The 24,533-nt window shown below is 70.8% G+C and carries 20 protein-coding genes; 10 read left to right on the forward strand and 10 right to left on the reverse strand.

Annotated features, from left to right (window positions below):
* Nucleotide 1: 1 nt before the first annotated feature.
* The 6 genes from CSC65_RS08035 to CSC65_RS08060 form a co-directional block, all read right to left on the reverse strand.
* Entirely contained in the window at nucleotides 2-2,356 is a 2,355-nt protein-coding gene (locus CSC65_RS08035) for an MMPL family transporter (RefSeq protein ID WP_162410037.1), read from the reverse strand.
* Nucleotides 2,353-3,024, reverse strand: coding sequence for a LolA-related protein (locus CSC65_RS08040; protein WP_162410038.1), 672 nt, complete (start codon nucleotides 3,022-3,024; stop codon nucleotides 2,353-2,355). Before CSC65_RS08040 ends, CSC65_RS08035 begins: the two co-directional genes overlap by 4 nt.
* Nucleotides 2,945-3,958, reverse strand: a complete 1,014-nt coding sequence (locus tag CSC65_RS08045; RefSeq protein WP_162410039.1) for a lysophospholipid acyltransferase family protein — start codon at nucleotides 3,956-3,958, stop codon at nucleotides 2,945-2,947. Before CSC65_RS08045 ends, CSC65_RS08040 begins: the two co-directional genes overlap by 80 nt.
* Complete coding sequence (locus CSC65_RS08050; RefSeq protein ID WP_162410040.1) at nucleotides 3,951-4,232, reverse strand: ApeI family dehydratase; 282 nt, start codon at nucleotides 4,230-4,232, stop codon at nucleotides 3,951-3,953. The genes CSC65_RS08045 and CSC65_RS08050 overlap by 8 nt, the downstream gene beginning before the upstream one ends.
* 48 nt (nucleotides 4,233-4,280) lie before the next feature.
* Nucleotides 4,281-4,976, reverse strand: coding sequence for a COG4648 family protein (locus tag CSC65_RS08055; protein ID WP_202922850.1), 696 nt, complete (start codon nucleotides 4,974-4,976; stop codon nucleotides 4,281-4,283).
* Nucleotides 4,977-5,076: 100 nt separating this feature from the next.
* Complete coding sequence (locus CSC65_RS08060) at nucleotides 5,077-5,346, reverse strand: phosphopantetheine-binding protein (RefSeq protein ID WP_162410041.1); 270 nt, start codon at nucleotides 5,344-5,346, stop codon at nucleotides 5,077-5,079.
* Between the two features lie 139 nt (nucleotides 5,347-5,485).
* On the opposite strand from CSC65_RS08060, the gene CSC65_RS08065 reads away from it, so the two are divergent.
* The 3 genes from CSC65_RS08065 to CSC65_RS08075 all read left to right on the forward strand — a co-directional run bounded on the left by CSC65_RS08065 (nucleotide 5,486) and on the right by CSC65_RS08075 (nucleotide 9,365).
* The gene (locus CSC65_RS08065; RefSeq protein WP_162410042.1) at nucleotides 5,486-6,886 is read left to right on the forward strand and encodes an NAD(P)/FAD-dependent oxidoreductase; all 1,401 of its coding nucleotides are present in this window, start codon (nucleotides 5,486-5,488) and stop codon (nucleotides 6,884-6,886) included.
* Nucleotides 6,883-7,905, forward strand: coding sequence for a chorismate transformation FkbO/Hyg5 family protein (locus CSC65_RS08070; protein ID WP_238390318.1), 1,023 nt, complete (start codon nucleotides 6,883-6,885; stop codon nucleotides 7,903-7,905). Before CSC65_RS08065 ends, CSC65_RS08070 begins: the two co-directional genes overlap by 4 nt.
* Nucleotides 7,906-8,072: 167 nt before the next feature.
* Nucleotides 8,073-9,365, forward strand: coding sequence for a serine hydrolase domain-containing protein (locus CSC65_RS08075; RefSeq protein ID WP_162410043.1), 1,293 nt, complete (start codon nucleotides 8,073-8,075; stop codon nucleotides 9,363-9,365).
* Between the two features lie 4 nt (nucleotides 9,366-9,369).
* Here CSC65_RS08075 and CSC65_RS08080 read toward each other — a convergent pair whose 3' ends face one another.
* Together CSC65_RS08080 and CSC65_RS08085 are read right to left on the reverse strand one after the other, a co-directional pair.
* The gene (locus CSC65_RS08080; protein WP_202922851.1) at nucleotides 9,370-10,440 is read right to left on the reverse strand and encodes a patatin-like phospholipase family protein; all 1,071 of its coding nucleotides are present in this window, start codon (nucleotides 10,438-10,440) and stop codon (nucleotides 9,370-9,372) included.
* Nucleotides 10,441-10,506: 66 nt separating this feature from the next.
* On the reverse strand, nucleotides 10,507-11,883 hold the full coding sequence (locus CSC65_RS08085; RefSeq protein WP_162410045.1) for an AMP-binding protein: 1,377 nt from the start codon (nucleotides 11,881-11,883) through the stop codon (nucleotides 10,507-10,509).
* Between the two features lie 223 nt (nucleotides 11,884-12,106).
* Between CSC65_RS08085 and CSC65_RS08090 the strand changes: the two genes are divergently transcribed.
* From CSC65_RS08090 to hemF, 4 genes are all read left to right on the forward strand, one after another.
* On the forward strand, nucleotides 12,107-14,518 hold the full coding sequence (locus CSC65_RS08090) for a S9 family peptidase (RefSeq protein ID WP_425501328.1): 2,412 nt from the start codon (nucleotides 12,107-12,109) through the stop codon (nucleotides 14,516-14,518).
* Nucleotides 14,515-14,940: an NUDIX hydrolase gene (locus CSC65_RS08095; protein ID WP_238390319.1), complete on the forward strand. Its 426-nt coding sequence runs from the start codon at nucleotides 14,515-14,517 to the stop codon at nucleotides 14,938-14,940. Before CSC65_RS08090 ends, CSC65_RS08095 begins: the two co-directional genes overlap by 4 nt.
* A 195-nt stretch (nucleotides 14,941-15,135) precedes the next feature.
* A complete protein-coding gene (locus CSC65_RS08100) occupies nucleotides 15,136-15,708 on the forward strand; it encodes a hypothetical protein (RefSeq protein ID WP_162410046.1) in 573 nt (190 codons plus the stop codon).
* Nucleotides 15,709-15,751: 43 nt separating this feature from the next.
* Nucleotides 15,752-16,666: an oxygen-dependent coproporphyrinogen oxidase gene (gene hemF / locus CSC65_RS08105; protein ID WP_162410047.1), complete on the forward strand. Its 915-nt coding sequence runs from the start codon at nucleotides 15,752-15,754 to the stop codon at nucleotides 16,664-16,666.
* A gap of 431 nt (nucleotides 16,667-17,097) precedes the next feature.
* Here the strand turns inward: hemF and polA are convergent, their stop codons facing one another.
* Complete coding sequence (gene polA, locus CSC65_RS08110) at nucleotides 17,098-19,911, reverse strand: DNA polymerase I (protein ID WP_162410048.1); 2,814 nt, start codon at nucleotides 19,909-19,911, stop codon at nucleotides 17,098-17,100.
* 249 nt (nucleotides 19,912-20,160) lie between these two features.
* Between polA and CSC65_RS08115 the strand changes: the two genes are divergently transcribed.
* The 3 genes from CSC65_RS08115 to CSC65_RS08125 all read left to right on the forward strand — a co-directional run bounded on the left by CSC65_RS08115 (nucleotide 20,161) and on the right by CSC65_RS08125 (nucleotide 22,831).
* Nucleotides 20,161-20,436, forward strand: a complete 276-nt coding sequence (locus tag CSC65_RS08115; protein ID WP_425501329.1) for a DUF2782 domain-containing protein — start codon at nucleotides 20,161-20,163, stop codon at nucleotides 20,434-20,436.
* On the forward strand, nucleotides 20,430-20,873 hold the full coding sequence (locus CSC65_RS08120; RefSeq protein WP_202922848.1) for a GNAT family N-acetyltransferase: 444 nt from the start codon (nucleotides 20,430-20,432) through the stop codon (nucleotides 20,871-20,873). The genes CSC65_RS08115 and CSC65_RS08120 overlap by 7 nt, the downstream gene beginning before the upstream one ends.
* A gap of 101 nt (nucleotides 20,874-20,974) precedes the next feature.
* Nucleotides 20,975-22,831 carry an ABC transporter ATP-binding protein gene (locus CSC65_RS08125; RefSeq protein ID WP_162410050.1) on the forward strand — a complete coding sequence of 619 codons (1,857 nt, stop codon included), beginning with the start codon at nucleotides 20,975-20,977 and terminating at the stop codon, nucleotides 22,829-22,831.
* A gap of 388 nt (nucleotides 22,832-23,219) precedes the next feature.
* Here CSC65_RS08125 and CSC65_RS08130 read toward each other — a convergent pair whose 3' ends face one another.
* Entirely contained in the window at nucleotides 23,220-24,530 is a 1,311-nt protein-coding gene (locus CSC65_RS08130) for an NTP/NDP exchange transporter (protein WP_162410051.1), read from the reverse strand.
* Nucleotides 24,531-24,533: the final 3 nt, after the last annotated feature.

Raw genomic sequence — 24,533 nt, forward strand, 5'->3', positions numbered from 1 at the left:
GTCACAACTCGAGCCTGCTGGCCGGTGCGCGCGCCACCAGCAGCGCCAGCACGAAATTGAACAGCACCCCCAAGGCCACGGTGCCGCCGATCGCGCGCAGCACCGGGATCGAGGACAGCGCGAGCAGGCTGAACACCAGCAGCGTGGTCAGGCTGCACACGATCACCGCGTGCAGCGTACGCAGCTGCTCGTCGCGATCGTCGCCGGCATGGTCGAAGAACAGCGCGTAGTCCAGGCCCAGGCCGGCGGCGAGGATCAGCGAGACCAGGTGGAACAGGTTGAGCTCGACGCCCACCACGCGCAGCACCGCCAGGATCAGCAAGGTGCTCAACGCCATCGGCGCCAGCACGCGCAGCACCCGGCGGGGAGCGCGCAACGCGAGCCAGACCGTGCCGGCCAGCAGCAGGGCCGCCACCGCCAGCGCGGCCAGCAGGCGCACGCGCCACTGCGCGACCAGCGATTCGGACGCCTGCTTGAGGTCGAGCAGCTGCGCACCGGCAGGCGCCACCGCCGTGGACAGCGCGGCCGGATCGTGCAGGCCGGTCAGCGAGACCAGCGCGGTCGCATGCTCGGGCCCCTGCAGCAGCAGGCCGGACACGGCCAGCTCCAGCGGCGTTCCGGCCAGGTCGTGCGCGGTCAACGGTTCGGCCGCGCGGGCGATGGCCACGTCCTCCACGAACGGCGCGAAGGCATCGCCGCGGAACGGCAGGTCCAGCAGCGCCGTGTCGAGCGCGCGCTGCAGCTCCGGCGTATCGGGCAAGGCGGCCTGGCGCGCACGCTGGGTCGCCACGCTGGGCAGGTAGCGCGCGGCCAGGTCGTAGCCATCGAGCACGCCGTCCTCCTGCAGGCGCGCCAGCACCGGCGCCAGGCGCTCGGATGCCTGCAGCACCGCCTCGGCCTCGGCGCCCTGCATCGCCAGCATGAAGCGCACGTCGGGCGCGCCCAGTTCGGCGCGCAGTTGCGCGTCGCGATGCAGGTCGGCCGGCGGCACCGGGGTGAGTTTCGACAGGTCGTTCTGCCAGAACGTGCCCGGCGCGAAGGCGATCACGGCCAATGCCAGCGCGGCGATCACCGCCAGCGCCACGCGCGGGCGCGGCAGCCGCTCCACGCCGCGCCACAGCCGCGCGAGCAGCAGCGAATGCGCCGGATCGCGCCGCGCCGGCGTCACCAGCCGCGGCAGCAGCCAGCGCGTGCTGGCGGCCGCGACCGCGAGGCCGGCAATGGTGAACACCGCCAGCTGCTTCAGTCCTTCAACGCCTGAGAACAGGAAGGTCGCGTAGGCAATGCAGGTGGACAGCACCCCGGTCACGAGCGTCGGCCACAACGCACGCACGCTGGCCCGCGGCGACTGGCCGGGGCGCAGGTGGCTGAAGAAGTGGATCGGATAATCCTGGGCCACGCCGATGAGGGTGAAACCGAAGGCGATGGTGATCCCGTGCACGCCGTCGAACAGCAACGCCACCGCGCCCAGCCCGGCCAGTCCGCCACTGGCCAGCGGCAGCGCGCCGAGCAGCGGGATGCTCCAGCGCCGGTAGGCCAGCCCGAGCAGCAGCAGCAGGCCGATCGTGTCGGCGGTGCCGATCCAGCGCATCTCGCGCTCGGTGCGGTCGCGGATCGCGACGGCGAAGGCGCCCGGCCCGGAAATTTCCAGGCCGGCGCCATCGCTTTCCGGGGCGTCCTGCCCGCTGGCGCGGAACGCGGCCTGGATCGCCGCCACCGCCGCCTGCTGGCCTGCGCTGTCGAAACCGGCCGCCTGCGTCTGCACCAGCAGCAAGGCCTGGCTGCCGTCGCGATCGAACCAGACGCCGTGGCGCCGCTGCGGCGCGTTCGCCGGTTGCCACCGCTCGGCCAGGCGCAGGGTTTCCAGGGTCGGATCGGACGCAAGCAGTGGCTCGACCAGGTCGGCGGCCGGTGAGCCGAGGTCCTGCATGCGCTGCTCCAGCTCATCGCGCAGGAACGCCGCATCCAGCGGCTGGGTGTCCAGCGTCGGCGAAAGCAGGTAGCGGTAGGGACGCAGGTGCGCCGGTACCGCGTCGAGGCCACCACTGTCGCCGTTGGCCGCGAGCGCGATCTCCGCGTGCGTCGCCAGTGCGCCGCGCATTGCCTGCGAGCGCGCGGCCAGCGCTTCAGGTCCGGCGCCGGAAATTGCCAGGAGCAGCACGCGCGAACCCGGGCCCTCGCCCAGTTCGTCCACCAGCAGTACCTGGGCCGGCGTGCGTGGCGTGGGCAGGAAGCGACGCAGGTCTTCCTCGACCTTCAGCCCGCGGCCGAGCAGCCAGCCGGCCACCGCCAGCACCAGCAGCCAGGCCACCAGCAAAGCCAGGCGGGAGCGGGAGCAGGTCCCGGGTTCGGTCATCGCTTCGCGCCGCCTGCGCCATGGCACAACGCGGCCAACGCGGCCGCATCGTCGATGCCGGTCGCCGCGGCGGCCGCACCGGCCATCAGCGTGCGCTGCGGCTCGCCCTTGGCTGGGTGGCTCTCCACGCAACGCAGCTCGATGCCGCGGCCGTAAAGGTCGATGTGCCGCAGCGACGCGGCCAGGCGTGGATCGCGCGGCACCAGCCGCAGCGTCCACTGTTCGCGCGCGCCGCTGGCGTGCACGTTGTAGGTCTTCTGCAGCAGGTCGCGATCACCGGCCAGCAGCGCGCCGAACCCGGCCTGGATCGCGGCCAGTTCTGGCGCCTGCTGCAGGGCGATGCGTCGCGGTGCACGGCCCTGGCGCTCGACCACCGCTTCCCCGGCCGCCAGCGTGGTGGTTTCGACGTACGGGGCGTTCACCTGCCGCACCAGGCTGCCGTCCAACTGGCGCCGGTACTCGCCTTCCAGCCGCAGGGGCTTCTTGAGCATCGGCGAATCGCGCAGTTCGACGAACGGCGTGTGGCTGGGCGCGGGGCGCGCCACCGCCTGCAGCACCCAGCCGGCATCCAGCGCGACGGGGGCCGGCTCAGGCGCCGCGGCGCAGGGCAGCGCGACCGCGCACAGCAGGGTCGCCAGGCGCAGGCGCGAGGTCGTGCGTGGATTCATCGGGGCTGTCGCTCCAGAAATCGAAGAAGTTGAACCAGTTGAACGGCGCCAGGCGCGCATGGTGCTCCAGGCGGACCGCGTAACGGGCCACGCACTGCTGCAGCCAGCGGCCACGTTCGCCGCGCGGCGGCAACGGCGAACTCCCATCGGCCGGATCCAGGAATCGCTCGAAGTGCAGGTCGTAGCGGTTGCCGCCTGCATACAGGCCGAAGCACAGCAGCACCGGCGCATGCAGCGCCGCCGCCAGCCGCCAGGGCGTGAGCGGAAACCGCGCCGGTTGCCCGAGGAAGGGCGCCGTCGCGGTGTCCTCATGCGCCTGCGCGCGATCCACCAGCAACGCGACCAGCTCGCCGGACTGCAGCGCGTGCTGGATCTCCAGCGCGATGGCCGCACCCGGCTGGCTGCCGTCGATCACGCCGCGCGCCAGCGAGGGATCGAGCGTGTCGAAGATTTCAGTCAGCACCGGGTTCTGGGTGCGGTCGAGCACGATCCGCACCTTCAGGCCCGGCCGGCGCCGCGACAGGATCCGCAGCGCATCAAAACTGCCCAGGTGCGAGCCGAACAGCAGCACGCCCCGGCCCTGGTCGACCAGTTCGACCAGCGGCTCCAGGCCGTGCACGCGGATGTCGAAGCGCCAGGTCTGCCCACCCAGCAGGTACACGCGATCCAGGATGGTCGAGGCGAAGGTGTGGATGTGCCGCGCCACGGCCCACGTGCCTGCCTGGCGTCCGCGCGACCGCGACAGCCAGGCGCGCGAAGCCTCGCGCTCGGGTCCGCGCACGAGCAGGAAGTACAGCGTGATCGGGTACAGGCACAGCCGCGCCAGCGCGCGTCCGCCATGCCGGGCGATGCCCACGATCAGCGCCAGCGAGTGGCGCGTGCCGCCTTCCGGACGGTGTTTCCAGGCAGCTGCATGCGTACGCGACTCAGTCATGCGCCACGATCTCGCCACGCGCCAGCACGCCCTCGTCGCCGTGTACCTCGAAGCGCCAGCGTGGTGCGGCGCCTTCCAGGAGGATGCGTGCCTCGCGACCCGGCAGCAGCGGACGCAGGAATTTCACCTGGGGCAGGCGTAGCGGGCCGGTCGCCCCGTGCGTGGCCTCCACCGCGGCCAGGACACGCTCCAGCACCACCACGCCGGGCACCAGCGGCCGGCCGGGGAAATGCCCGTCCAGGCAGGGATCGTCGGGGGAAATGGAGAAATGCATCGGCCAAGGATAATCGGCCGGTCGCGCCGCCGGGTGTGGAGGAGCCGCTCAGTTCAGCAGGTCGCGCCAGAACGCCGGGCCCAGCGCGGCCATCTTCCGCGCGAAATCGACGCCGTTGCGGTACGGCCTCACCGGGAAATGGCGCTTGCGGTAATTGAACTCGGCGACCATGAAACCGCCGACCAGGCCGTAGTTGAGCAGGTTTGCGAACCAGGACCAGGCCCAATGCGGTACCGCGATCCAGGGCGTGCGGCCGAACGCATCCAGCACCCCGCCGGGCACCGCCCACAGCGCCAGCAATGCGTTGGCCACGGCCAGGAACGCCAGCAGCAGCGCCCAGGCCGCGGTCAGCCGGCGTGCGTAGGCCAGCAGTCCGGGCGGCGTCTCCCAGCCGGCCTGCGCATACAAAGCGCAGACGATCCGCGTGACCAGCGGCGTGCGAGTCGCCACGAGACTGCGCGCGAACCACCAGGCGAGCCAGGCCGTGAACAGCACGGGGGGCGCCAGCAGCAGCAGATCCAGCCACAGCGTTCCGACCCACCATGACAGGCCCGCCAGCACCGCGGCCAGCAGGGCCAACGCCCACCAGCGCCGGCGCAACAGCGGGGCGGCGAGCATCAGCACGGCCAGGTCTGCCAGCGCCAGCGCCGTCCAGGCGCCTCCGCGGGTGCCGGCCAGATGCGCCAGGAACGGATAGGCCACGCCCAGCACCAGCTGGACCGGGAGGGCGGCCTTGTCGGCCAGCTCGGCGGGAGCGGCAGCGCCGCGCGACTCGGGCTCGCGGTTGTCGGGGTCGGGCCTGTCAGGGTCGCGCCTGTCAGACGCCGCCGGTCCTGCCTTCACGTCAGCTCGCGCGCTGGGACTGGACGTGCGCCGACAGCGCGCGCAGCGAAGCGAAGATGCGCCGGTTGTCCTCGCCCTCCGAGCGCAGCTGCACGCCGTAGCGCTTGGCCACCGCCAGCGACAGCTCGAGCGCGTCGATCGAATCCAGGCCCAGCCCGTCGTTGAACAGCGCCGCTTCCGGGTCGATCGCGTGCGGGTCCACGCCTTCCAGGTTCAGGCTTTCCACCAGGAGCTGGGCCAGTTCGCGTTCGGCGTCGGTCTGCTGCGACATCTTTGGTTCCGGGACTGCGCAAGGCCGGCCACGATCCGGCATCGGCCGCCGCCGCGCAAGTCCATTGCACCGTGAACCCGGCCACGAGCGCCCGGGCTATCATTCATGTCCCTGCACGCGACCGGCCGGCCACCTCCGCATGACCCGCACAGATCCGCCGAATCCACCGTACGCGCCCGACGCGCTGCGGCAGACGACGGACGTGGCGGCCGGGGCGGCCAGCGACGACGTGGACGTCCTTGTGATCGGTGGCGGGCCGGCCGGCACCACCGCGGCGACCTTCCTGGCCCGGCGCGGCTGGAAGGTGACCCTGCTCGAGAAGGACGTCCATCCGCGCTTCCACATCGGCGAGTCGCTGCTGCCGATGAACCTGCCGATCCTCGAGCGCCTGGGCGTGCTCGAGCAGGTCAGGCAGATCGGCGTGCACAAGCCCGGCGCGGACTTCCCGATGCGCGGCGACGGCGACAGCGTCAACGTGTTCCGCTTCGACCGGGCGCTGGACGCGAAGTTCGGCTATGCCTACCAGGTCAAGCGCGCCGAGTTCGACACGCTGCTGTTCGACAACGCGCTGGCCAATGGCGTGGATGCGCGCCAGCGGGTCACGGTCGAACGCGTCGACTTCGATGCCGGCGAACGCCCGGCGCAGGTCCGCGCCCGCGACGCCGATGGCAACGCGCTGGTCTTCCGCCCGCGCTACCTGGTCGATGCCAGCGGTCGCGACACCTTCCTCGGCAGCAAGCTGAAGCTCAAGAAGAAGAACCCGGCGCACCAGTCGGCGGCGATCTTCAGCCATTTCCGCGGCGTCACCCGGCGCCCGGGCGAGGAGGCCGGCAACATCACCGTCGAGCGCTTCTCCCACGGCTGGATGTGGCTGATCCCGCTGCGCGACGACGTGATGAGCGTCGGCGCGGTGTGCTTCCCCGAATACCTCAAGACCCGCAAGGGCGACAACGAGTCGTTCCTGATGGACACCCTGCGCGCCACGCCCTCGGTCTGGGTGCGCATGGCCGATGCCGAGCGCATCGCCCCGGTCCACGCCACCGGCAACTATTCCTACACCTGCTCGCGCATGCATGGCCCGGGCTGGGTGATGGCCGGCGATGCGTTCGCCTTCATCGACCCGGTCTTCTCCTCCGGGGTCTACCTGGGCATGAACGGCGGCGAGCAGGCGGCCAAGACCGTCGACGCGATCCTGCGCGACCCGTCGCGCGAGGCCGCCGAGCAGCGCGCGATGGACAAGCGCCTGCGCCGCGGCCTGCGCTACTTCTCCTGGTTCATCTACCGGTTCACCACGCCGGTGATGGAGGCGCTGTTCGCCGAACCGCGCAACCACCTGCAGCTCGAGCAGGCGGTGATCTCGATGCTGGCCGGCGACGTGTTCGACAACCGCGGCGTGCGCTGGCGGCTGCGCGTGTTCCGCCTGGTCTATGCGCTTACGGCCGTCAGCATGGCCCCGCGCGCGCTGGCCGGCTGGTTGCGCCGCCGCCGCCAGGTCGGCGAAGGCTTCAGCGGCGACACGCTGCAGGGTGGCAATCCGTGAGCCGCCCGCAACCGTTCGCCGGCGCAGCGACGCTTCCCGGACTTGAGTTCGGCTACGCCCCCGCCGATACGCGGGCGCGGCAACTGGCCGACCCGCACGTGCTGGCGGTAATCGGCTTCGGCGCGCACGCACCCGTGCTCGACGATCCACGCTGGCTGCGCGTACCGCTGCAGCCGCTGGGCGCGCAAGCCGCGCCCATCGAAGTCTGGCGCAGCGCCGCGCCGGTGCGCAGCGGCCGCGATGGCGACGTGGCGTGGTCCACCGACGGCAACCTGCTGTTCGGCGCACTGGAAATCGACGAACTGGACGACGGCCTGGAAGCCGCCGCGCGCCGCGCCTACGCGCGCCTGGGCGCGTTCCTCGCCGGTGGCGACATGCCGCACCTGCTGCGCATCTGGAACTACATGGATGCGATCACGCTCGGCGAGGAAGACGCCGAGCGCTACCGCCGCTTCTGCGTCGGCCGCGTGGCCGGCATGGAAGCCTTCGATGCGGCACGCCTGCCCGCCGCCACCGCGATCGGCCGTCACGATGGCGTGCGCCGGCTGCAGGTGTACTGGCTGGCCGCCCGCGAACCCGGCCGGCCGGTAGAGAACCCGCGGCAAGTGAGCGCCTACCGCTACCCGCGCCAGTACGGGCCGCAGGCGCCCAGCTTCGCCCGGGCGATGCTGCCGCCCGCGGGGGCCTCGATGCCGCTGCTGCTGTCGGGTACCGCCGCGATCGTCGGCCACGCCTCGCAGCATTCCGGGTCGGTGCAGGCGCAGGTCGACGAAACCCTCGCCAACCTCGCCAGCCTGGTCGATACCGCGCGCCGGCAGTCGCCCGAGCTGCCCGCGGTCCTGGGCGCCGGCAGTCCGCTGAAGGTCTATGTGCGCGACCCGTCGGACGCCGAAGCGGTCGCGACCCGGCTCGATGCGAGCCTGGATCCGTCGGTGCCGCGCCTGCTGCTGCACGCGCAGGTGTGCCGGCGTGAACTGCTGGTGGAGATCGACGGCGTGCATGGTGCGGCCACGACCTGAAGCGCGCGGCGTGACGCTTCGGGCGCACTGCTGAAGTCCGAGTCGATTTCCCCCGCAAGGGTCGTCGAGCCGCCGGCGCGCGCTGCCATACTGCGACGCCGTCGGCGACCAGCCGCTTGCACGGCGGCACGCGACCCGTGCGCCGCCACGAATACCGGGGAGTTCCGATGCGCCATCGCCTGCGTCTTGCGGTACTGCTGTCCTGCGCCTTCGCCGTGCCCACGATGGCGTCGACAGCGACCGATCCCACCGATCGCCATGCCGGCGTCGCTCGCATCGATCGCGCGCGCCTGGATCAGGCCCTGCGCGGCTTCGTCGACTCCGGCCAGGTCATCGGCGTGTCCGCGCTGGTCTACCAGGACGGGCGCGAAGCCTACGCCGGCGCGTTCGGCCTGGCCGACCGCGAGGCCGGTCGCCCGATGACGCGCGACACGCTGGTTCGCATCTACTCGATGACCAAGCCGGTGACCGGCGTGGCGCTGATGCAGCTGTACGAGCAGGGGAAGTTCCAGCTCGACGACCCGGTGTCGCGTTACCTGCCCGAGTTCGCCGGCGTGCGCGTCTACGCCGGCACGGACGTGCACGGCCAGCCCCTGCTGGAAGCGCCGGCGCGCCCTATTAGCATCCGTGACCTGATGCGCCACACCGCAGGCTTCGTCGACGGCGAAGGCGCGCCGGGACCGGTCGGCGCGCTCTACCGGCAGGCCGCCCCGGAAAGCTACGACAACACCCTGGCCGAGCAGTCGCGGCGCATCGCCAGCGTGCCCCTGCTCTACCAGCCCGGCACGCGCTGGGTGTATTCGCCGGCGGTGGAGATCCAGGCGCGACTGGTCGAAGTGCTGTCCGGGCAATCCTTCAAGCATTACCTGGACCAGCACGTGCTCGGTCCGTTGAAGATGCGCGACACGCGCTACCGCGTGGCCGACGGCGATCGCGGGCGCGTGGCGGCTTTGTACCGCCGCAGCGACGACGGGGTGATGACGCGCGACGACCACGAGGCGTGGAAGCTCAACGGCCGCGATACGGCGATGACCCCGGGCAGCTGGGGCCTGGTCTCCAGCCTGGACGACTACATGCGCTTCGCGCGGATGCTGCTCGACGGCGGCGAGCTGGACGGCGCGCGCATCCTGCAGCCCGCCACCCTCCGGCTGATGGCCAGCGACGCGATGCCGGCCGGGACCACGGACCGGTCATGGCTGCCGGGCAAGGGCCAGGTCGGCTTCGGCATCGATTTCGCGGTGCGCACCGCGTCGCCGGCGCGCGGCGACGAGGCTTCGGGCGAAGTCGGCGAATTCTTCTGGGACGGCGCGGCCAACACCCTGTTCTGGGTGGATCCGACCAACCGGATCGCGGCCGTGCTGTTCGCGCAGTGGCTGCCGTTCGGCAAGGTGCCGCTGCACAAGGCGTTCCGCGACGCGGTCTACCTCGACGACAGCTCGGCCGCCGCGCCGCGCGACTGACCCGTCAGTTCGACGCGGTGCAGGCCGGATCCTTACGCCGCAGCGGATTCCAGCGCGAGCCCTCGTCCTTGCACGCGAGCTGTGGGGACGGTGCCGGCGCCAGCGCGGCTTCGCGCCGCGCCGCGGCGGCGCGCGCATCGGCCAGGCGCTGCGCCTGCAGCTTCTGCACCGCCGCGCGGATCTGCGGCAGCGCCGCCAGCGCGGCCTTCTCGCCCTGCAGGATCGCCTGGTTGCGGCGGGTGAAGTCGGCCGAGCCGTAGTCGAGCACGTCGGGCCGGATCACCACGTCGGCGCGCGCCAGTTCCTGCTCGCCCAGGCGCTGGCCCATGATCGCGATCGACTGGTTGACGATGCCGAGCATGCCGTCCGGGCGCTTGCCGCTGGCCTTGCTGGAGATGTCCACGGCGATGACGAAATCGGCGCCGAGCTGGCGCGCCGCATCCACCGGGACGGGACTGACCACGCCGCCATCGACGTACTGGTAGTTGCCGATGGTCACCGGCTCGAACACGCCCGGCACGCTGCTGGACGCGCGCACCGCCTGGCCGGTGTTGCCGCGGATGAACACCGTGCGCTCGCCGGTTTCCAGGCGCGTGGCGACCGCGGCGAATGGTTTGCGCATGCGCTCGATCGGCTTGTTGTCCACGCTCTGGTTCACGTAATCCTGCAGCTTCAGGCCCTGCACCAGTCCGCCGGAGAACAGGCGCACGTCGCGGATGCTGGCCTCGTCGAGCGCGACCGCCTTTTCCTGCAGCTGGAACGGGTCCAGGCCGCTCGCGTACAGCGCGCCGACCACGCTGCCGGCGCTGGTGCCGGCGACCACTTCGGGCTTGAAGCCGTTCGCCTCCAGCATCTTGATCACGCCGATGTGGGCGAAACCCTTGGCCGCGCCGCCGCCGAGCGCCAGGCCGATCTTCACCGGCGGAACGACCGGGTCGAGGCGTGCCGGCGGCGGAGCCACCGCTACTTCCGGTGGCGCTTCCGGACGCGTACCGCCGCAGGCGGCGACCGTCACGGCCACGAGGAAACCGGCCAGGGCAGGCAGCAGGGAGCGCGAAGACATCGGGGATACCAGGAAGGAGAAGCGTGATTTCACGGGGAACCGGAGCGGCGGCGGAACCGCGGAGGCGGCGGCGTGATTCTAGGGTGCGTCCCGGCCGCGTTCCGGCATGGCGGATGAATGCGCCTGCGCCGGCCCGTCCAGCAAGGCCAGCAGTGCGTCGCGGCGCAGCTTGCCGGTCTCGTTGCGCGGCAGCCGGTCCAGCAGGCGCAGGCGGCGCGGCAGGAACACCGGATCGACCGAACCCCGCAGGGCATCCACCACGTCCACCGCCGACATTCCCGGCGCCACCACCAGCGCGGCGATGCGGCCTACCCCGCCGGCGTGGTCCGGCGCCAGTTGCAGCACCACGCCGTCCTCCACGCCCGGCACGGCCAGGAGGCGGCGGGTGAGGTCGCCGAGCGAGGCGCGCTTGCCGGCGATCTCCAGCAGGTCGGACTGGCGGCCGCACAGGCGGAAGCGTCCGTCGGCCTCCAGTTCGACCAGGTCGGCCAGTGCGACGGGAGCCGGCAGGTGCGGTGCATGCACCAGCGTGCCGTCCGGCTGCGGCACCAGGCGCACGCCCGGCAACAACGTCCAGGACGCCTCCTGTGCGGTACGGCGGCGCGCGAACACACAGGTCTCGGTCGAGCCGAACACCTCGCGCACCTCGGTGCGGTAGCGGGCTTCGGCCTCGGCCGCCAGCTCCTGCGACAGCGGCGCGGTGGCCGAGACGATCCCCGCCAGCGGCGGCAGCTCGACCCCGGACTGCAGCAGAGCGCGCAGGTGCACCGGCGTGGTGACCAGCAGCCGCGGCGCCTGCGCCTGCTGCAGCGCGCGGGCCACGTCCGCCGGCAGCAACGGCCGGCCGGCATGCACGGCCGCGCCACCCAGCAAGGGCAACAGCACCGACAGCTCCATCCCGTACATGTGCTGCGGCGGCACCGTCGCCACGATCTGCGGCTGCGCCGCACCCCACAGGTCCTGCAATGCGGCCAGGTTCTGCGCGGTGCCGGCGGCGAATGCGGCCCAGCTCTTGGCGTGCGCCTGCGGGCGCCCGGTGCTGCCGGAGGTGTAGCCGATCGCGGCCAGCGCCGCGGCTTCGACGCATGCCGGCGAGGCCTCTCCGGCATCGGCGACAAGCGGCATGTCCGCCGGCTCCAGGCGATAGGCACCGCTGCCGGCATGCTGGGCGAGGATCTCGGCCACGGTTCCCGGCGCCCCCGAGGGCGGCAGCAGGGCGACCTGGCCGCGCAGCGCGGCCGCGCAGAACCCGAGCAGGAAACGGTGCCGGTCCTCGGCCAGGTGGACCACGTGGCGGGCGTCGGGGAGCGTCGCAGCCAGTGCACGGGCGTGGGCGAGGAACGCCCCGAGGGTGACTGGGGTGCCGGCGCCGAATACCAGCACCCGTTCCGGATCGCCGACGGCCAGCGCCAGGCGTCCCGGTGCCGGGGAATGCGATTGGACGACGGCCGACATCGGTACTGACCTGCTCCTGCGGCCGGCCCGCTGCCCGCCCTGCGATCCGGCCAGCATGGCCGCGGCGGCACGGGCAGGCAAGCCGGACCGCCTGCGCCGCCGATGCGTGCCGCAGGTCCGCCCGGGCATGACCTTCCACAGTGGCCGGGGCGGACCGGGCTGCTAACCTGCCCCGCTTCACTCCCGCTACCGCCTCGACATGACCCGATCGCTGCCCCTTGCCCTGCCCCTCGTCATGCTCGCCTCGGCCCTGGTCCTGGCGTTGCCGGCCGCCGCACAGGCGCCGAAGCCGGCCGCGTCCACGAGCGCGCCGCTGATCGCGCCGACGGCCCCGCTGACGATCGAACAGGCCATGGCCGATCCGGACTGGATCGGCCCGCCGGTCGAACGCGCGTGGTGGAGCTGGGACGGCCGCGAGGCGCAACTGCAGCTGCGGCGCGAAGGCGGCGCCATCCGCGACACCTGGCGCCAGCCGGTGGCCGGCGGCGCTCTGCAGAAGGTGGGCGATGCCGAACGCGCCGGCCTGGACGCGGCCAACCCGGTCTACGACGTACAGCGCCGGCGCATGGCCTTCGTCCGCAACGGCGACGTGTTCCTGCGCGACCTGTCCAGCGGCGCGCTGAGCCAGCTCACCCGCAGCGCGGCCGCCGAATCGCAGCCGCGTTTCGCCGCCGATGGCGGGGTGATCTGGCGCGCCGGCAATGACTGGTTCAAGTGGAATGCCGGCGCCGGCGCCGCGCAGGTCGCTTCGCTCAAGGCCGAGAAGGATCCGGCCGCGCCGCCCAAGGCCGACGCGCTGCGCGAGCAGCAGTTGCGCACGATCGACACCCTGCGTCGCGACAAGGAGCAGCGCGACGCACAGCGCGCGCAGGAGGAAACCTGGCGCAAGGCCGACTCGACCCGTGCGCCCGCGCCCGCCTTCCTTGGCGACGAGGTCGAGATCGTCGACAGCAGCCTTTCGCCGGATGCGCGCCACCTGCTGGTGGTGACGAAGAAGAAGGGCGCCGATGCCGGCCGCGACGGCAAGATGCCGATGTACGTCACCGAGTCCGGCTATGAGGAATTCGAGGACGTCCGCACCCGCGTCGGCCGCAATGATCCACTGCCGCACGCGCTGTGGCTGGTCGATGCGCGCGACGGCAGCGTGCGCGAACTCAAGTTCGACCCGCTGCCCGGCATCGGCGTCGATCCGCTCGCCGCGATGCGCCGCGCCGCCGGCAAGGATCCGCTGAAGGGACTTCGTGGCGTCCAGGTGACCACCAGCGGCGACAACGGCGACGGCCCGCGCATCCAGTGGAGCGGCGACGGCCGCCAAGCCGCGGTGATGCTGCGCGCGATCGACAACAAGGACCGCTGGATCGCCGGTGTCGACCTCGACAGCGCGAAGCTGCAGTCGCGCCACCGCCTCACCGACCCGGCCTGGATCAACTGGAACTTCAACGACTTCGGCTTCCTGCCGGACAACCGCACGCTGTGGCTGCTGTCGGAGGAATCGGGGTATTCGCACCTGTACACGCAGGCCGGCGGCGAACGCCCGCGCCAGCGCACCTCTGGCCAGTGGGAAGCGTCCTCACCGGTTCCCACCGCCGACGGCGGAGGCTTCCTGTTCCTGTGCAACCGCGCACGGCCGGGCGACTACGAGGTCTGCGCGCTCGACCTGGCCGGCGGCCAGGTGAAGGAAATCTCCGCGCTCGACGGCGTCGAGGATTTCAGCCTCTCGCCCGACGGCCGCCAGGTGCTGGTGCGCTACTCGGGCAGCTACTTGCCACCGCAACTGGCGGTGGTGTCATCGACGGGCGGCGAGGCGCGCGTGCTCACCGACACCCGCAACGCCGCGTTCAAGGCGCGCGAATGGATCCAGCCGGAGTACGTGCAGGTGCCGAGCAAGCATGGCGCCGGCGTGGTCTGGGGCAAGTTCTACGGGCCGAAGTCCTACGAGGCCGGTCGCAAGTATCCGGTGGTGATGTTCGTGCACGGCGCCGGCTACCTGCAGAACGTCTCGGCGCGCTATCCGAACTACTTCCGCGAGCAGATGTTCCACCAGTTGCTGGTCGAGCGCGGCTACGTGGTGCTGGACCTGGACTACCGCGGCAGCGAAGGCTACGGCCGCGACTGGCGCACCGCGATCTACCGGCAGATGGGCCATCCGGAGCTGGAGGATTACCTCGATGGCCTGGACTGGGTCGTGGCCAACCACCAGGGCGACCGCGACCATGCCGGCATCTACGGCGGCAGCTACGGCGGCTTCATGACCTTCATGGCGCTGTTCCGTTCGCCGGGCACGTTCAAGGCCGGCGCCGCGCTGCGCCCGGTGGTGGATTGGACCCAGTACAACCACGAGTACACGTCCAACATCCTCAACACGCCCGAGCTCGACCCGGAGGCCTATAAAAAGTCCTCGCCGATCGAGTACGCGCAGGGCCTGCAGGACGAGCTGCTGATCGCCCACGGCATGATCGACGACAACGTTTTCTTCCGCGATTCGGTGGTGCTGACCCAGCGCCTGATCGAGCTGCGCAAGGACGACTGGGAGATCGCGCCCTATCCGCTGGAGCGGCATGGCTTCACCCGCGCCGATTCCTGGCTGGACGAGTACAAGCGCATCCTCAAGCTGTTCGAGCGCACGCTGAAGTGACGCGCGGCACCGGTGCCACCGCAGCGGCCGAACCGATCCGCACGGTGGCGGCGGTGATCCGCGACGGCGAGGGCCGCGTGCTGCTGGTGCGCAAGCACGGGTCGTCGACGTTCATCCAGCCCGGTGGCAAGCGCGAGCCGGGCGAGGACGCGCTGGCCACCTTGGCGCGCGAGCTGGACGAGGAACTGGGCGTGCGGCTGCTCGCAGGCAGCGCGCGGCGGCTGGGCGAATTCGAGGACGCGGCGGTGAACGAACCGGGGCGCCGGGTCAGGGCCGAGGCCTTCGCGGTGGAAGTCGAGGGCGTACCCCAGGCGCGCGCCGAGATCGCCGAACTGGCGTGGATCGTGCCGCGGCCGCCGTTCCCGGTCACCGTCGCCCCGCTCAGCGCCGGCCACATCCTGCCCGCCCTCCCGTCAGGGTAGGGAGCGGACTCCCGTGCGCGACGGCGCCCAGGCAGCCGGCAGTGCACGCGGTTCCGGCCCGCCTGTGTCGCTTCATGTCCGTTCCCGCAGGAGCCGTGGCGCAGGGCGCCTCCCGTTGTCGCACCAGGTAGCGAAGGGACCCTCCGCAAGCGTCCGCCACCGGCACAATGGCCGCAGACCTCCATCAGGCCACCCATGAGCGCTCCGCCCCCACTGCCCGCCTCCGGCTTCGTCACCGTCCTGGCCCGGATTTCCTTCGTCCTGGCCGCACTGGGCCTGGCCTGGTCACTGGCCCAGATGGTCCTGGCCCTGCTCATGCCCGATGCGGCGGTGCTGCGGATCGCGGCCCAACCAGGAGTGCCGGCCGGGCTGGTCTGGACGCTCGAACGCCGGCACGTGCTGTCGCTGGCCCTGCTGCTGCTTTCGCTGCTGTGCCTGGCGGTGGCGTGGGGGCTGCTGAAGCGGCGCGAGTGGGCGCGCCTGGCCTTCATCGGCCTGCTGGTCGCGGGTGCGGCGATGAATTTCGCCGGGCTGGCCCTGATCGGCCCGTTCTTCGAAGGTCTCCTGGGCATGTTCCCGGCGCAGATGCTGGACACGCCCGACGGGCGGGATCTGGTGGCGCAGATGCACTTCAACCGCCAGCTCACGTTCGCCAGCAGCCTGGCCGGCGCGGTGGTCTTCGCCGGCCTGCATGGCTGGATCGCCTGGAAGCTGTGCACGGCGGCGGTCCGCGCCGAATTCGGCGGCCGAAGCGCCGACCGGGCTTGATCGCGATCAAGGGCAGCCGGGGAGGCGCGGCTAGAATGCGTCCATGGACCCGAATTTCGACGTCGTACGCACCTACCTGACCGGACTGCAGGACCGGATCTGCGCCGCCATCGAGGCGGCCGATGGCCAGGCCACGTTCGCCGAGGACGCCTGGAGCCGGAATCCGGAGGGCGGCGGCCACGCCGGTGGCGGCCGCACCCGGGTGCTGCGCGAGGGCGCCGTGTTCGAGCAGGCCGGGATCGGCTTCTCCGACGTATCCGGCACCCGCCTGCCGCCGTCGGCCTCCGCCGCCCGCCCCGAACTGGCCGGCGCCTCCTGGCGCGCCTGCGGCGTCTCGCTGGTGTTCCACCCGCGCAACCCCTACCTGCCCACCACCCATGCCAACGTCCGCCACTTCCGCGCCGAGCGCGATGGCCAGACCGTGGCCTCGTGGTTCGGGGGCGGCTTCGACCTGACCCCGTTCTATCCGTTCGATGCGGACATCGTCCATTGGCACCGGGTCGCGAAGAACCTGTGCGCGCCCTTCGGGCCGGACCGCTACGCCGAGCACAAGCGCTGGTGCGACGAGTATTTCTTCCTGCGCCACCGCAACGAGACCCGGGGCGTGGGCGGGCTGTTCTTCGACGACCTGCACGGCGACTTCGAGCGGGATTTCAGCTACCTGCGCGCGGTCGGCGAGGGGTTCCTCGACGGCTACCTGCCGATCGTCGACCGCCGCAAGGACACCCCTTACGGCGAGCGCGAGCGCGAGTTCCAGCAGTACCGGCGCGGTCGCTACGTGGAATTCAACCTGGTCTACGACCGCGGCACCCTGTTCGGCCTGCAGAGCGGCGGACGGACCGAGTCGATCCTGATGAGCCTGCCGCCCCGGGTCCGCTGGGAGTACGGCTACCAACCCGAGCCGGACAGCCCGGAAGCCCGCCTGCAGGACTACCTCGTCCCGCGCGACTGGGCGTAGCCGCAGGCGAACACGCGCCCTTGCCGCGCCCGGACCCGCGCCTGCCAGCGCGGCGTCGCGCCACCGGCGGTCGCGAGCGCCCGAATACTGGATCTTGGCGCCCGGCGACGGGCCGCCCATTCAGGCCGCACTCGCGCCAGCGTGCGGTGAGCACAAATAAAAAGCCCCGCCGACCAGGGGGAGGTCGACGGGGCTGGGAACGGAGACTTGGGGAGTAGCCCCGTTCCGGTAGATCTGCTCCAGGGGAAGGGAGAGATCCGCGACAGGCGTTGCACCTGTCGGGACCTATAACACCACCCTGCACATTGATGGTTCGTGAAGAATAAGGTTAAAAAAAGCTTGGATTTAGCACGGATTCATCCGCGCGCGATGGAACAAAATGTAACGCGAGCGGCCTGCGCGGCTAAGCGCGCCAAGTGCCTGAATCGCGGTCAGTGCGCCTCGTCCCAGTTGTCGCCGATGCCCGTCTCCACCACCAGCGGGACGCTCAGTTCCGCAGCCGAGGCCATCAGGCGGCCGGCGGTTTCGACCAGGGTCGGGACGAAGGCCTCGTCGGCCTCGAATACCAGTTCGTCGTGGACCTGCAGGATCATCAGGGCCGGGCCCTCGCCCGGCTTGCCCTGCCCGGCCAGCCAGCCGTCCACGACGATCATCGCCCGCTTGATGATGTCCGCCGCCGTGCCCTGCATCGGCGCGTTGATCGCCGCGCGCTCGGCACCGGCACGCTGGGCCTGGTTGCCGGCGCGGATGTACTCCAGGTACAGGCGTCGGCCGAACACCGTCTCCACGTAACCCTGCTCGCGCGCCTGCTCGCGGGTGCGCTCCATGTAGTCGCGCACGCCCGGGTAGCGGCTGAAGTACAGCGCGATGTAGTCCTGCGCCTCGCCACGGCCGATGCCCAGTTGCCGGGCCAGGCCGAACGCGCTCATGCCGTACATCAGGCCGAAGTTGATCGCCTTGGCGGCGCGCCGCTCGTTGCCGGTGACCTCTTCGAGCGTGCGGCCGAACACTTCCGCCGCGGTGGCGCGATGCACGTCGGCGCCGGATTCGAACGCGCGCACCAGGCCCGGGTCCTGCGACAGGTGGGCCATGATCCGCAACTCGATCTGCGAGTAATCGCAGGCCACCAGCTTGCGTCCCGGCGGCGCGACGAAGGCGCGGCGGATGCGGCGGCCATCCTCTGTGCGGATCGGGATGTTCTGCAGGTTCGGATCGGACGACGACAGCCGCCCGGTGGCCGCACCGGCCTGGTGGTAGCTGGTGTGCACGCGGCCGGTGTCCGGATTGATCATCTCCGGCAGCTTGTCGGTATAGGTGCTGCGCAGTTTCGCCAGGCCGCGGTACTCGAGGATCACCCGCGGCAGTTCGTGCTGGTCGGCGATCGCCTCCAGCGCCTCCTCGTTGGTCGAAGGCTGGCCCTTGGGCGTCTTCACCAGCGCCGGCAACTTGAGCTCCTCGAACAGCAGCGCGCAGAGCTGCTTGGGCGAATCCAGGTTGAACGCGCGCCCGGCCAGGCCGGTGGCTTTCTGCTGCGCGGCGAGCATGCGCTTGGACAGGTCCGCGCTCTGCCGGCGCAGCTCGTCCATGTCGACTTTCACGCCGTTGGCCTCGATCCGCTCCAGCACCGGCACCAGCGGCATCTCGATCTCGCGGTAGACACGCGTGAGCGCCGGCTCGGCAACCAGGCGTTGCGTCAGCACGCGATGCAGGCGCAGGGTGATGTCGGCGTCCTCGGCGGCGTAGCGGGTGGCGTCGTCGATCGCGACCTGCGAGAACGCGATCTGCTTGGCGCCCTTGCCGCAGACGTCCTCGTACTTGACCGTCTCGTAGCCCAGGTGCCGGCGCGCGAGGCTGTCCATGTCGTGGCGGGCGTTGCCGGAATCGAGCACGAAGCTCTCCAGCATCGTGTCGTCGTCGTAGCCGGCCAGTTCGATGCCATGCCGCCGCAGGACGTGCAGGTCGTATTTGCCGTGCTGGCCGAGCTTGCGCACCGTGGCATCGGCCAGCAAAGGACGCAGCAGGTCCAGCGCGAAGCCGCGTTCCAGCTGCACCGGCGCACCAGGATAATCGTGCGCCAGCGGCACGTAGGCGGCCTTGCCCGGTACCGCGGCGAAACTCAGCCCGACCAGGTTGGCGCGCATCGGATCAAGGCTGTCGGTCTCGGTGTCGAAGGCGAACTGGCCGGCGTCGCGCAATTCGGCGATCCAGGCCTGCAGCCGTTCGACGGTAGTGACGGCCTCGTACTCGCCCGGTGCGGCCAAGGCCGGATCCAGGTCTACCGCCGCAGCCTGGGCAGGTGCGGCAAAACCCCCGCTGCGGGCGCGCCCCGGCTCCTTCTCGGCGACCGCACCGGCCGGGCCGCTGCCACCACCGGCAACCGCACCGGCTTCCAGGTCCTTCAGCGCCTGGTTGAAGCCATAGCGCGCGTACAGCCCGCGCAGCGTATCCACATGCGGCTCGCGCAGGCGCAGCGTCTCCGGTGCCTGTTCCAGGGCGACGTCGGTCTTGATCGTCACCAGCTCGCGATTCAACGGCAACCGCGGCAGCGCCGCGCGCAGGTTGTCGCCGATCTTGCCCTTGATCGTGGCGGCCTGGGCCATGACGCCATCCAGCGAACCGTACTCGCCGAGCCACTTGGCCGCGGTCTTGGGCCCGCACTTCTCCACGCCGGGCACGTTGTCGATGGCATCGCCCATCAGCGCGAGCAGGTCGACGATCTGCCCCGCCTTCACGCCGAACTTTTCCATCACCGCCGCGTCCGAATCCATGCGGCTGCCGCTCATCGTGTTGACCAGCGCGATCGAGCCCGCGTCCACGCCCGGCGCGCGCACCAGCTGGGCGAAGTCCTTGTCGCCGGTGGAGATGGTGACGTCCATACCGGCGCCGGCGCCCTGCACGGCGAGCGTGCCGATCACGTCGTCGGCCTCCACGCCTTCGATGCGCAGGATGTCGATGCCCAGCGCGTGCACGATCTCGCACATCGGCTGCACCTGCGCGCGCAGTTCGTCCGGCATCGGCGGGCGGTTGGCCTTGTAGGCCGGATACAGGTCGTCGCGGAAGGTCTTGCCGGGCGCGTCGACCACGAAGGCGACGTGGTCGGGCTTTTCCTTCAGCGTGGCGCGCAGCATGTTGACCACGCCGAACAGCGCGCCGGTCGGCTCGCCGGCGGCGTTCGTAAGGGGCGGCAGCGCGTGGAAGGCGCGGTACAGGTAGCTGGAACCGTCGATGAGTACGAGGCGTGTCATGCCGGCATTCTACGTCCACAGGTGCCGGGGCCGCGGGCGCGCTGCGGAGGAGGCGCCGGAATCCCGTGCCTGCCAGTGGATCCCGCCAACGCGGTAACTGCGCGCGGCGTCGGCTCGCCGGCGGGCACTCGGGCATGGAGGCGCGGGGCATGCCCATCGGGTGGGGTGCGATTTGACGTGCCACGCCACGTGCGCGCTGCCGGCGCATAATGCAGGCACGCAAGACAAGGAGCCGACATGCACCCGATCCTGACCGCCGCGGTAGTGGCTGCGGCCCTCTTCCTGGGCGGCTGCGCCAGCACGGGCGCGCCCGTGGACGTCAGCGGTGCCGACGTCGCCACGCGCACGCTCGAGAACGGCGACACCTTCGAGGAGTACCGGGTCGCCGGCCAGCTGCGGATGGTCAAGATCACTCCGCTGCGCGGCGCGCCGTACTACCTGTACGACCGGGATGGTGACGGCGCACTCGACCGCGACGATGCGGACAAGGTGCCGCAGACGTACTGGAAGCTGTTCTCGTGGTGAAGACCGCGGCGCCGGACATCCGCGACGCCGTCGACGAACCCACGCTGCGCGCCGCCTGGCCGGTGGTGGCGCAGTTGCGTCCGCACCTGGATGAAGAATCCTTCGTCGCCGCCGCGGTGCGCCAGCAGGCGGAAGGATGGAAGGCCACGGTCCTGTACGACGCCGGCGTGCCGCGCGCGTTCGCGGGTTGGCGCGTTCAGGAAATGCTGGCCCACGGCCGCTTCCTGTACATCGACGACCTGGTGACCGATGCGCGCACCCGCAGCGCCGGCCACGGCAAGGCGCTGCTGGACTGGCTGAAGGCCCAGGCGCGCCGCCTGGACTGCGCCAGCGTGCAACTGGACTCGGGTACCCAGCGCATCGATGCGCATGCCTTCTACCTGCGCGAGCGGTTACGGATCACCTCGTTCCACTTCAAGGCCGACGTCGAGGCCTGAACCACTGCATCCCGCCGGTCGCGATGCCGCCGCCGCGCGATTGCACGACAATGGCTGGCCGCATGGCCCGGCAGCCCATGCCCCTGGACAGGATCTTCCCGATGTTGCGCTGGTTCGAAACCCGGCTGGACCCGTATCCGGCCGCCCCCGCCACCCAGCCACCGCGTTCGCTGTATGCGTTCTGCCGCCACTACACGCGCGGCACCGAGCCCTGGCTGGCGTTGATGGCGGTGCTGACCACGGCCATCGCGGTCACCGAAGTGTCGCTGTACGCGTTCACCGGGTCGATCGTCGATCGCCTGTCCAGCCACACGCCGGCCACCTTCCTGCAGGCCGAGGGCTGGAACTTCGTGATGATGGCGCTGGTGGTGCTGGTACTGATGCCGGCGCTGAACCTGCTCAGCGCGCTGGTCATCCACCAGACCCTGCTCGGCAACTTCCCGATGCGGATCCGCTGGCAGGTGCACCGCTACCTGCTGCGGCAGTCGATGGGGTACTTCCAGGACGAGTTCGCCGGGCGCATCTCCACCAAGCTGATGCAGACCTCGCTGGCGGTGCGCGAGACGGTGATCAAGCTGCTGGACGTGGGCAACTACGTCATCGTCTATTTCGGCGGCGCCCTGATCGTTGCGGCGGCGGCCGACTGGCGGCTGATGCTGCCGTTCGCGGGCTGGATCGTGGCCTATGCGTTCCTGCTGCGCTATGCGATCCCGCGCCTGAACAAGGTCGCCCAGCAGCAGGCCGACGCCCGCTCGACCATGACCGGGCGCATCGTCGACAGCTACACCAACATCGCCACGGTCAAGCTGTTCTCGCATTCGCATCGCGAGGAGGACTACGCGCGCGATTCGATGGACCAGTTCCTGGGCACCGTGCACCGGCAGATGCGCCTGGCCACGATCGTCAACGTCAGCAACGACGCACTGAACATGCTGCTGCTGTTCGCGGTGGCGGCCACCGGCATCAGCCTCTGGATGAACGATGCGGTCAGCGTCGGTGCGATCGCCGTGGCCATCGCCTTCGTGCTGCGGCTGATGGGCATGTCGCAGTGGATCATGTGGGAGATGTCGGCGCTGTTCGAGAACATCGGCACCGTGCAGGACGGGATCAACTCGATCGCGCTGCCGGCCACCGTCGACGATGCGCCGGGTGCGCAGGACATCGGTCCGGTCCGCGGCGACATCCGCTTCGACCACGTGACCTTCCACTACGGCAAGCAGGGCGGCGTGATCGAAGGCCTGGACCTGCACGTGCGCCCCGGCGAGAAGGTCGGACTGGTCGGCCGTTCGGGCGCGGGCAAGTCGACGCTGGTGAACCTGCTGCTGCGCTTCTACGACCGCGAGGGCGGCGCGATCCGGATCGATGGCACCGACATCGCGACGGTGACCCAGGATTCGCTGCGCGCCTCGATCGGCGTCGTCACCCAGGACACCTCGCTGCTGCACCGTCCGGTGCGCGACAACCTCCTGTACGGGCGCCCCGACGCGACCGAAGCGGAGATGGTCGAAGCCGCGCGCCAGGCCAACGCCGACGGATTCATCCAGGAGCTGGTCGACGGCAAGGGCCGGCACGGCTATGACGCGCAGGTGGGCGAACGCGGGGTCAAGCTTTCAGGCGGCCAGCGCCAGCGCATCGCCATCGCCCGGGTGCTGCTGAAGAACGCGCCGATCCTGGTGCTGGACGAAGCCACTTCGGCGTTGGACTCGGAAGTGGAAGCGGTGATCCAGGAGAACCTGTACCGCCTGATGCAGGGCAAGACGGTGATCGCGATCGCGCACCGCCTGTCCACCATCGCGGCGATGGACCGGCTGGTGGTGATGGACCAGGGCCGGATCGTCGAACAGGGTTCGCACGAGGAGCTGCTGGCGCATGGCGGGCTTTACGCCAAGCTGTGGCAGCGTCAGTCGGGCGGGTTCCTGGAGCTGGAAGCGGAACAGCTGGAGCCTGCGGCGGAGTGATGGCATCGCGCAACCGGCCTCGCAGGTCTTGCGGGACGGATTGCGGAACGTGACGGGGTGAGGTAGGCGCGGGAGCGGTGCTGGTGGGCTGCTATGGCGTCGGTGTCGTCGTGGTGCCCGCCCCGCAGATGCACATGGGCTGGTTCTGTGGGGACGGCGTTCGGTCCGGCGTGGATACCGTGGGCATGGTGACACCCGGTGGTTGTGACGACCTCGGTGTCGCGGTCATGCCCGCTCCTACAAAAGCGGGTGCTGGTTTCGGATGGGTTTCGCACGCGACGGGGACGTTGTAGGAGCGGGCACGACCGCGACACCGACGACACCGGCGGACGCGACTCATCCCCGGCCCCGGCATGCGCAATCGCCCGCGGGGTGGTTCCGGCAAGCCCTACGAGCGCGACGCGGTCTCCCGCCTCCGCTCCGCGCGACCCAGGGCGAAGCCGGTTCCCGCCCACGCCAACGCGACACCCGCGCCGATGAACATGGCCAGCGCCGGGTGCTCGCCGATCAGGTCCAGCAGCCGCTTGACCCAGGCACTGAGCGCGTCGCCGCCGCGGTACACCACCGTGTCGATGAAGTTCTTCGCCTTGTACTTCTGCTCGGCGGGCACGACGGTGTAGAGCATCTCCCGGCCCGGCCGCACGAACGCGTACTCGCCGGCGCGGCGCGCGACCATCACCACCACGAACACGGCGAACACCGGCGCCAGGGCGAGCCACAGGAAGCCGAACGCCATCACCAGCGGCACGCCGACCAGCAGCACGCCCACGCCGAGCTTCTGCGCGAGGCGCCCGGTGACGAGCAGCTGGGTAAGGATCGCCAGCGCCTGCACCACCGTGTCGATCAGGCCGAAGACCTGGGTCTGCCGCTCGCGTTCGGGAAAGAGCTCGGCGACGAACCGCGCCTGTTCGAAGTACAGGAATGTCGTGACCGTTGCCAGCAGCACCACGAACAGGGCGATGCCGAGCAGGTAAGGCGAGCGGAGTACCGCGGTCGCGCCGGCGAAGGGATTTCCACCGAGCGGCTGGCGGCGCTGGATCGGGGTCTCCTCGCTGTCGAACGGGTGCAGGTCGCGCCAGCGGTGCATCCACAGCGCCATCGCCGAGCTGCCGGCGATGAACAGCGAGGACAGCACCAGCAAGCCGCCATGGCCCAGGGCACCCACCAGCACGGTCGCCAGCAGCGGTCCGAGCAGGCCACCGGCGCTGGCGCCCGCGGCGATCAGCGCGAACAGGCGCTTGGCCTCGGCGCTGGCGAACACGTCGGCCAGCACGCTCCAGGCCAGCGAGATCAGCAGCAGGTTGATCACCGAAACCCAGATGTAGAACGCGCGCCCGGCCCAGACGTTGTCCGGCTGCAGGGCCAGGCTGGCGGCGAAGCCCAGCAGGCTGGCCACCACCAGGCCAAACACCCACGGCACGATCCTGCGCCGCGCGACCTTCGATGCGATCCAGCCGTACAGCGGCAGCACCGCCAGGGTGACCACGAAGGTGCCGGTGAACAGCCATTGCAGGTTGTCCACGCCACCGGCCACGCCCATCGTCTCGCGCACCGGCCGCAGCATGAAGTAGCCGGTGAACAGCAGGAAGAACATGGCCAGGCCGGCGATGACCGCCGGCGCTTCGTGCGTGCGCAGGCCGAACACGCGCGAAAGCCAGTGCGCCGGACCCTTGGCAGGCGACGGCTGCGGTGCGCTCATCCG

It is taken from the genome of Pseudoxanthomonas daejeonensis (assembly GCF_010093205.1).
GTDB lineage: Bacteria > Pseudomonadota > Gammaproteobacteria > Xanthomonadales > Xanthomonadaceae > Pseudoxanthomonas > Pseudoxanthomonas daejeonensis.

Excerpts from the sequence above, each read along its gene's own strand:
- CSC65_RS08065 (WP_162410042.1), top strand. The coding sequence starts at position 5,486 with ATGACCCGCACAGATCCGCCGAATCCACCGTACGCGCCCGACGCGCTG.
- CSC65_RS08050 (WP_162410040.1), bottom strand. The coding sequence starts at position 4,232 with ATGCATTTCTCCATTTCCCCCGACGATCCCTGCCTGGACGGGCATTTC.
- CSC65_RS08125 (WP_162410050.1), top strand. The coding sequence starts at position 20,975 with ATGTTGCGCTGGTTCGAAACCCGGCTGGACCCGTATCCGGCCGCCCCC.
- CSC65_RS08100 (WP_162410046.1), top strand. The coding sequence starts at position 15,136 with ATGAGCGCTCCGCCCCCACTGCCCGCCTCCGGCTTCGTCACCGTCCTG.
- hemF (WP_162410047.1), top strand. The coding sequence starts at position 15,752 with ATGGACCCGAATTTCGACGTCGTACGCACCTACCTGACCGGACTGCAG.
- CSC65_RS08075 (WP_162410043.1), top strand. The coding sequence starts at position 8,073 with ATGCGCCATCGCCTGCGTCTTGCGGTACTGCTGTCCTGCGCCTTCGCC.
- CSC65_RS08085 (WP_162410045.1), bottom strand. The coding sequence starts at position 11,883 with ATGTCGGCCGTCGTCCAATCGCATTCCCCGGCACCGGGACGCCTGGCG.
- CSC65_RS08130 (WP_162410051.1), bottom strand. The coding sequence starts at position 24,530 with ATGAGCGCACCGCAGCCGTCGCCTGCCAAGGGTCCGGCGCACTGGCTT.
- polA (WP_162410048.1), bottom strand. The coding sequence starts at position 19,911 with ATGACACGCCTCGTACTCATCGACGGTTCCAGCTACCTGTACCGCGCC.
- CSC65_RS08035 (WP_162410037.1), bottom strand. The coding sequence starts at position 2,356 with ATGACCGAACCCGGGACCTGCTCCCGCTCCCGCCTGGCTTTGCTGGTG.
- CSC65_RS08040 (WP_162410038.1), bottom strand. The coding sequence starts at position 3,024 with ATGAATCCACGCACGACCTCGCGCCTGCGCCTGGCGACCCTGCTGTGC.
- CSC65_RS08045 (WP_162410039.1), bottom strand. The coding sequence starts at position 3,958 with ATGACTGAGTCGCGTACGCATGCAGCTGCCTGGAAACACCGTCCGGAA.
- CSC65_RS08060 (WP_162410041.1), bottom strand. The coding sequence starts at position 5,346 with ATGTCGCAGCAGACCGACGCCGAACGCGAACTGGCCCAGCTCCTGGTG.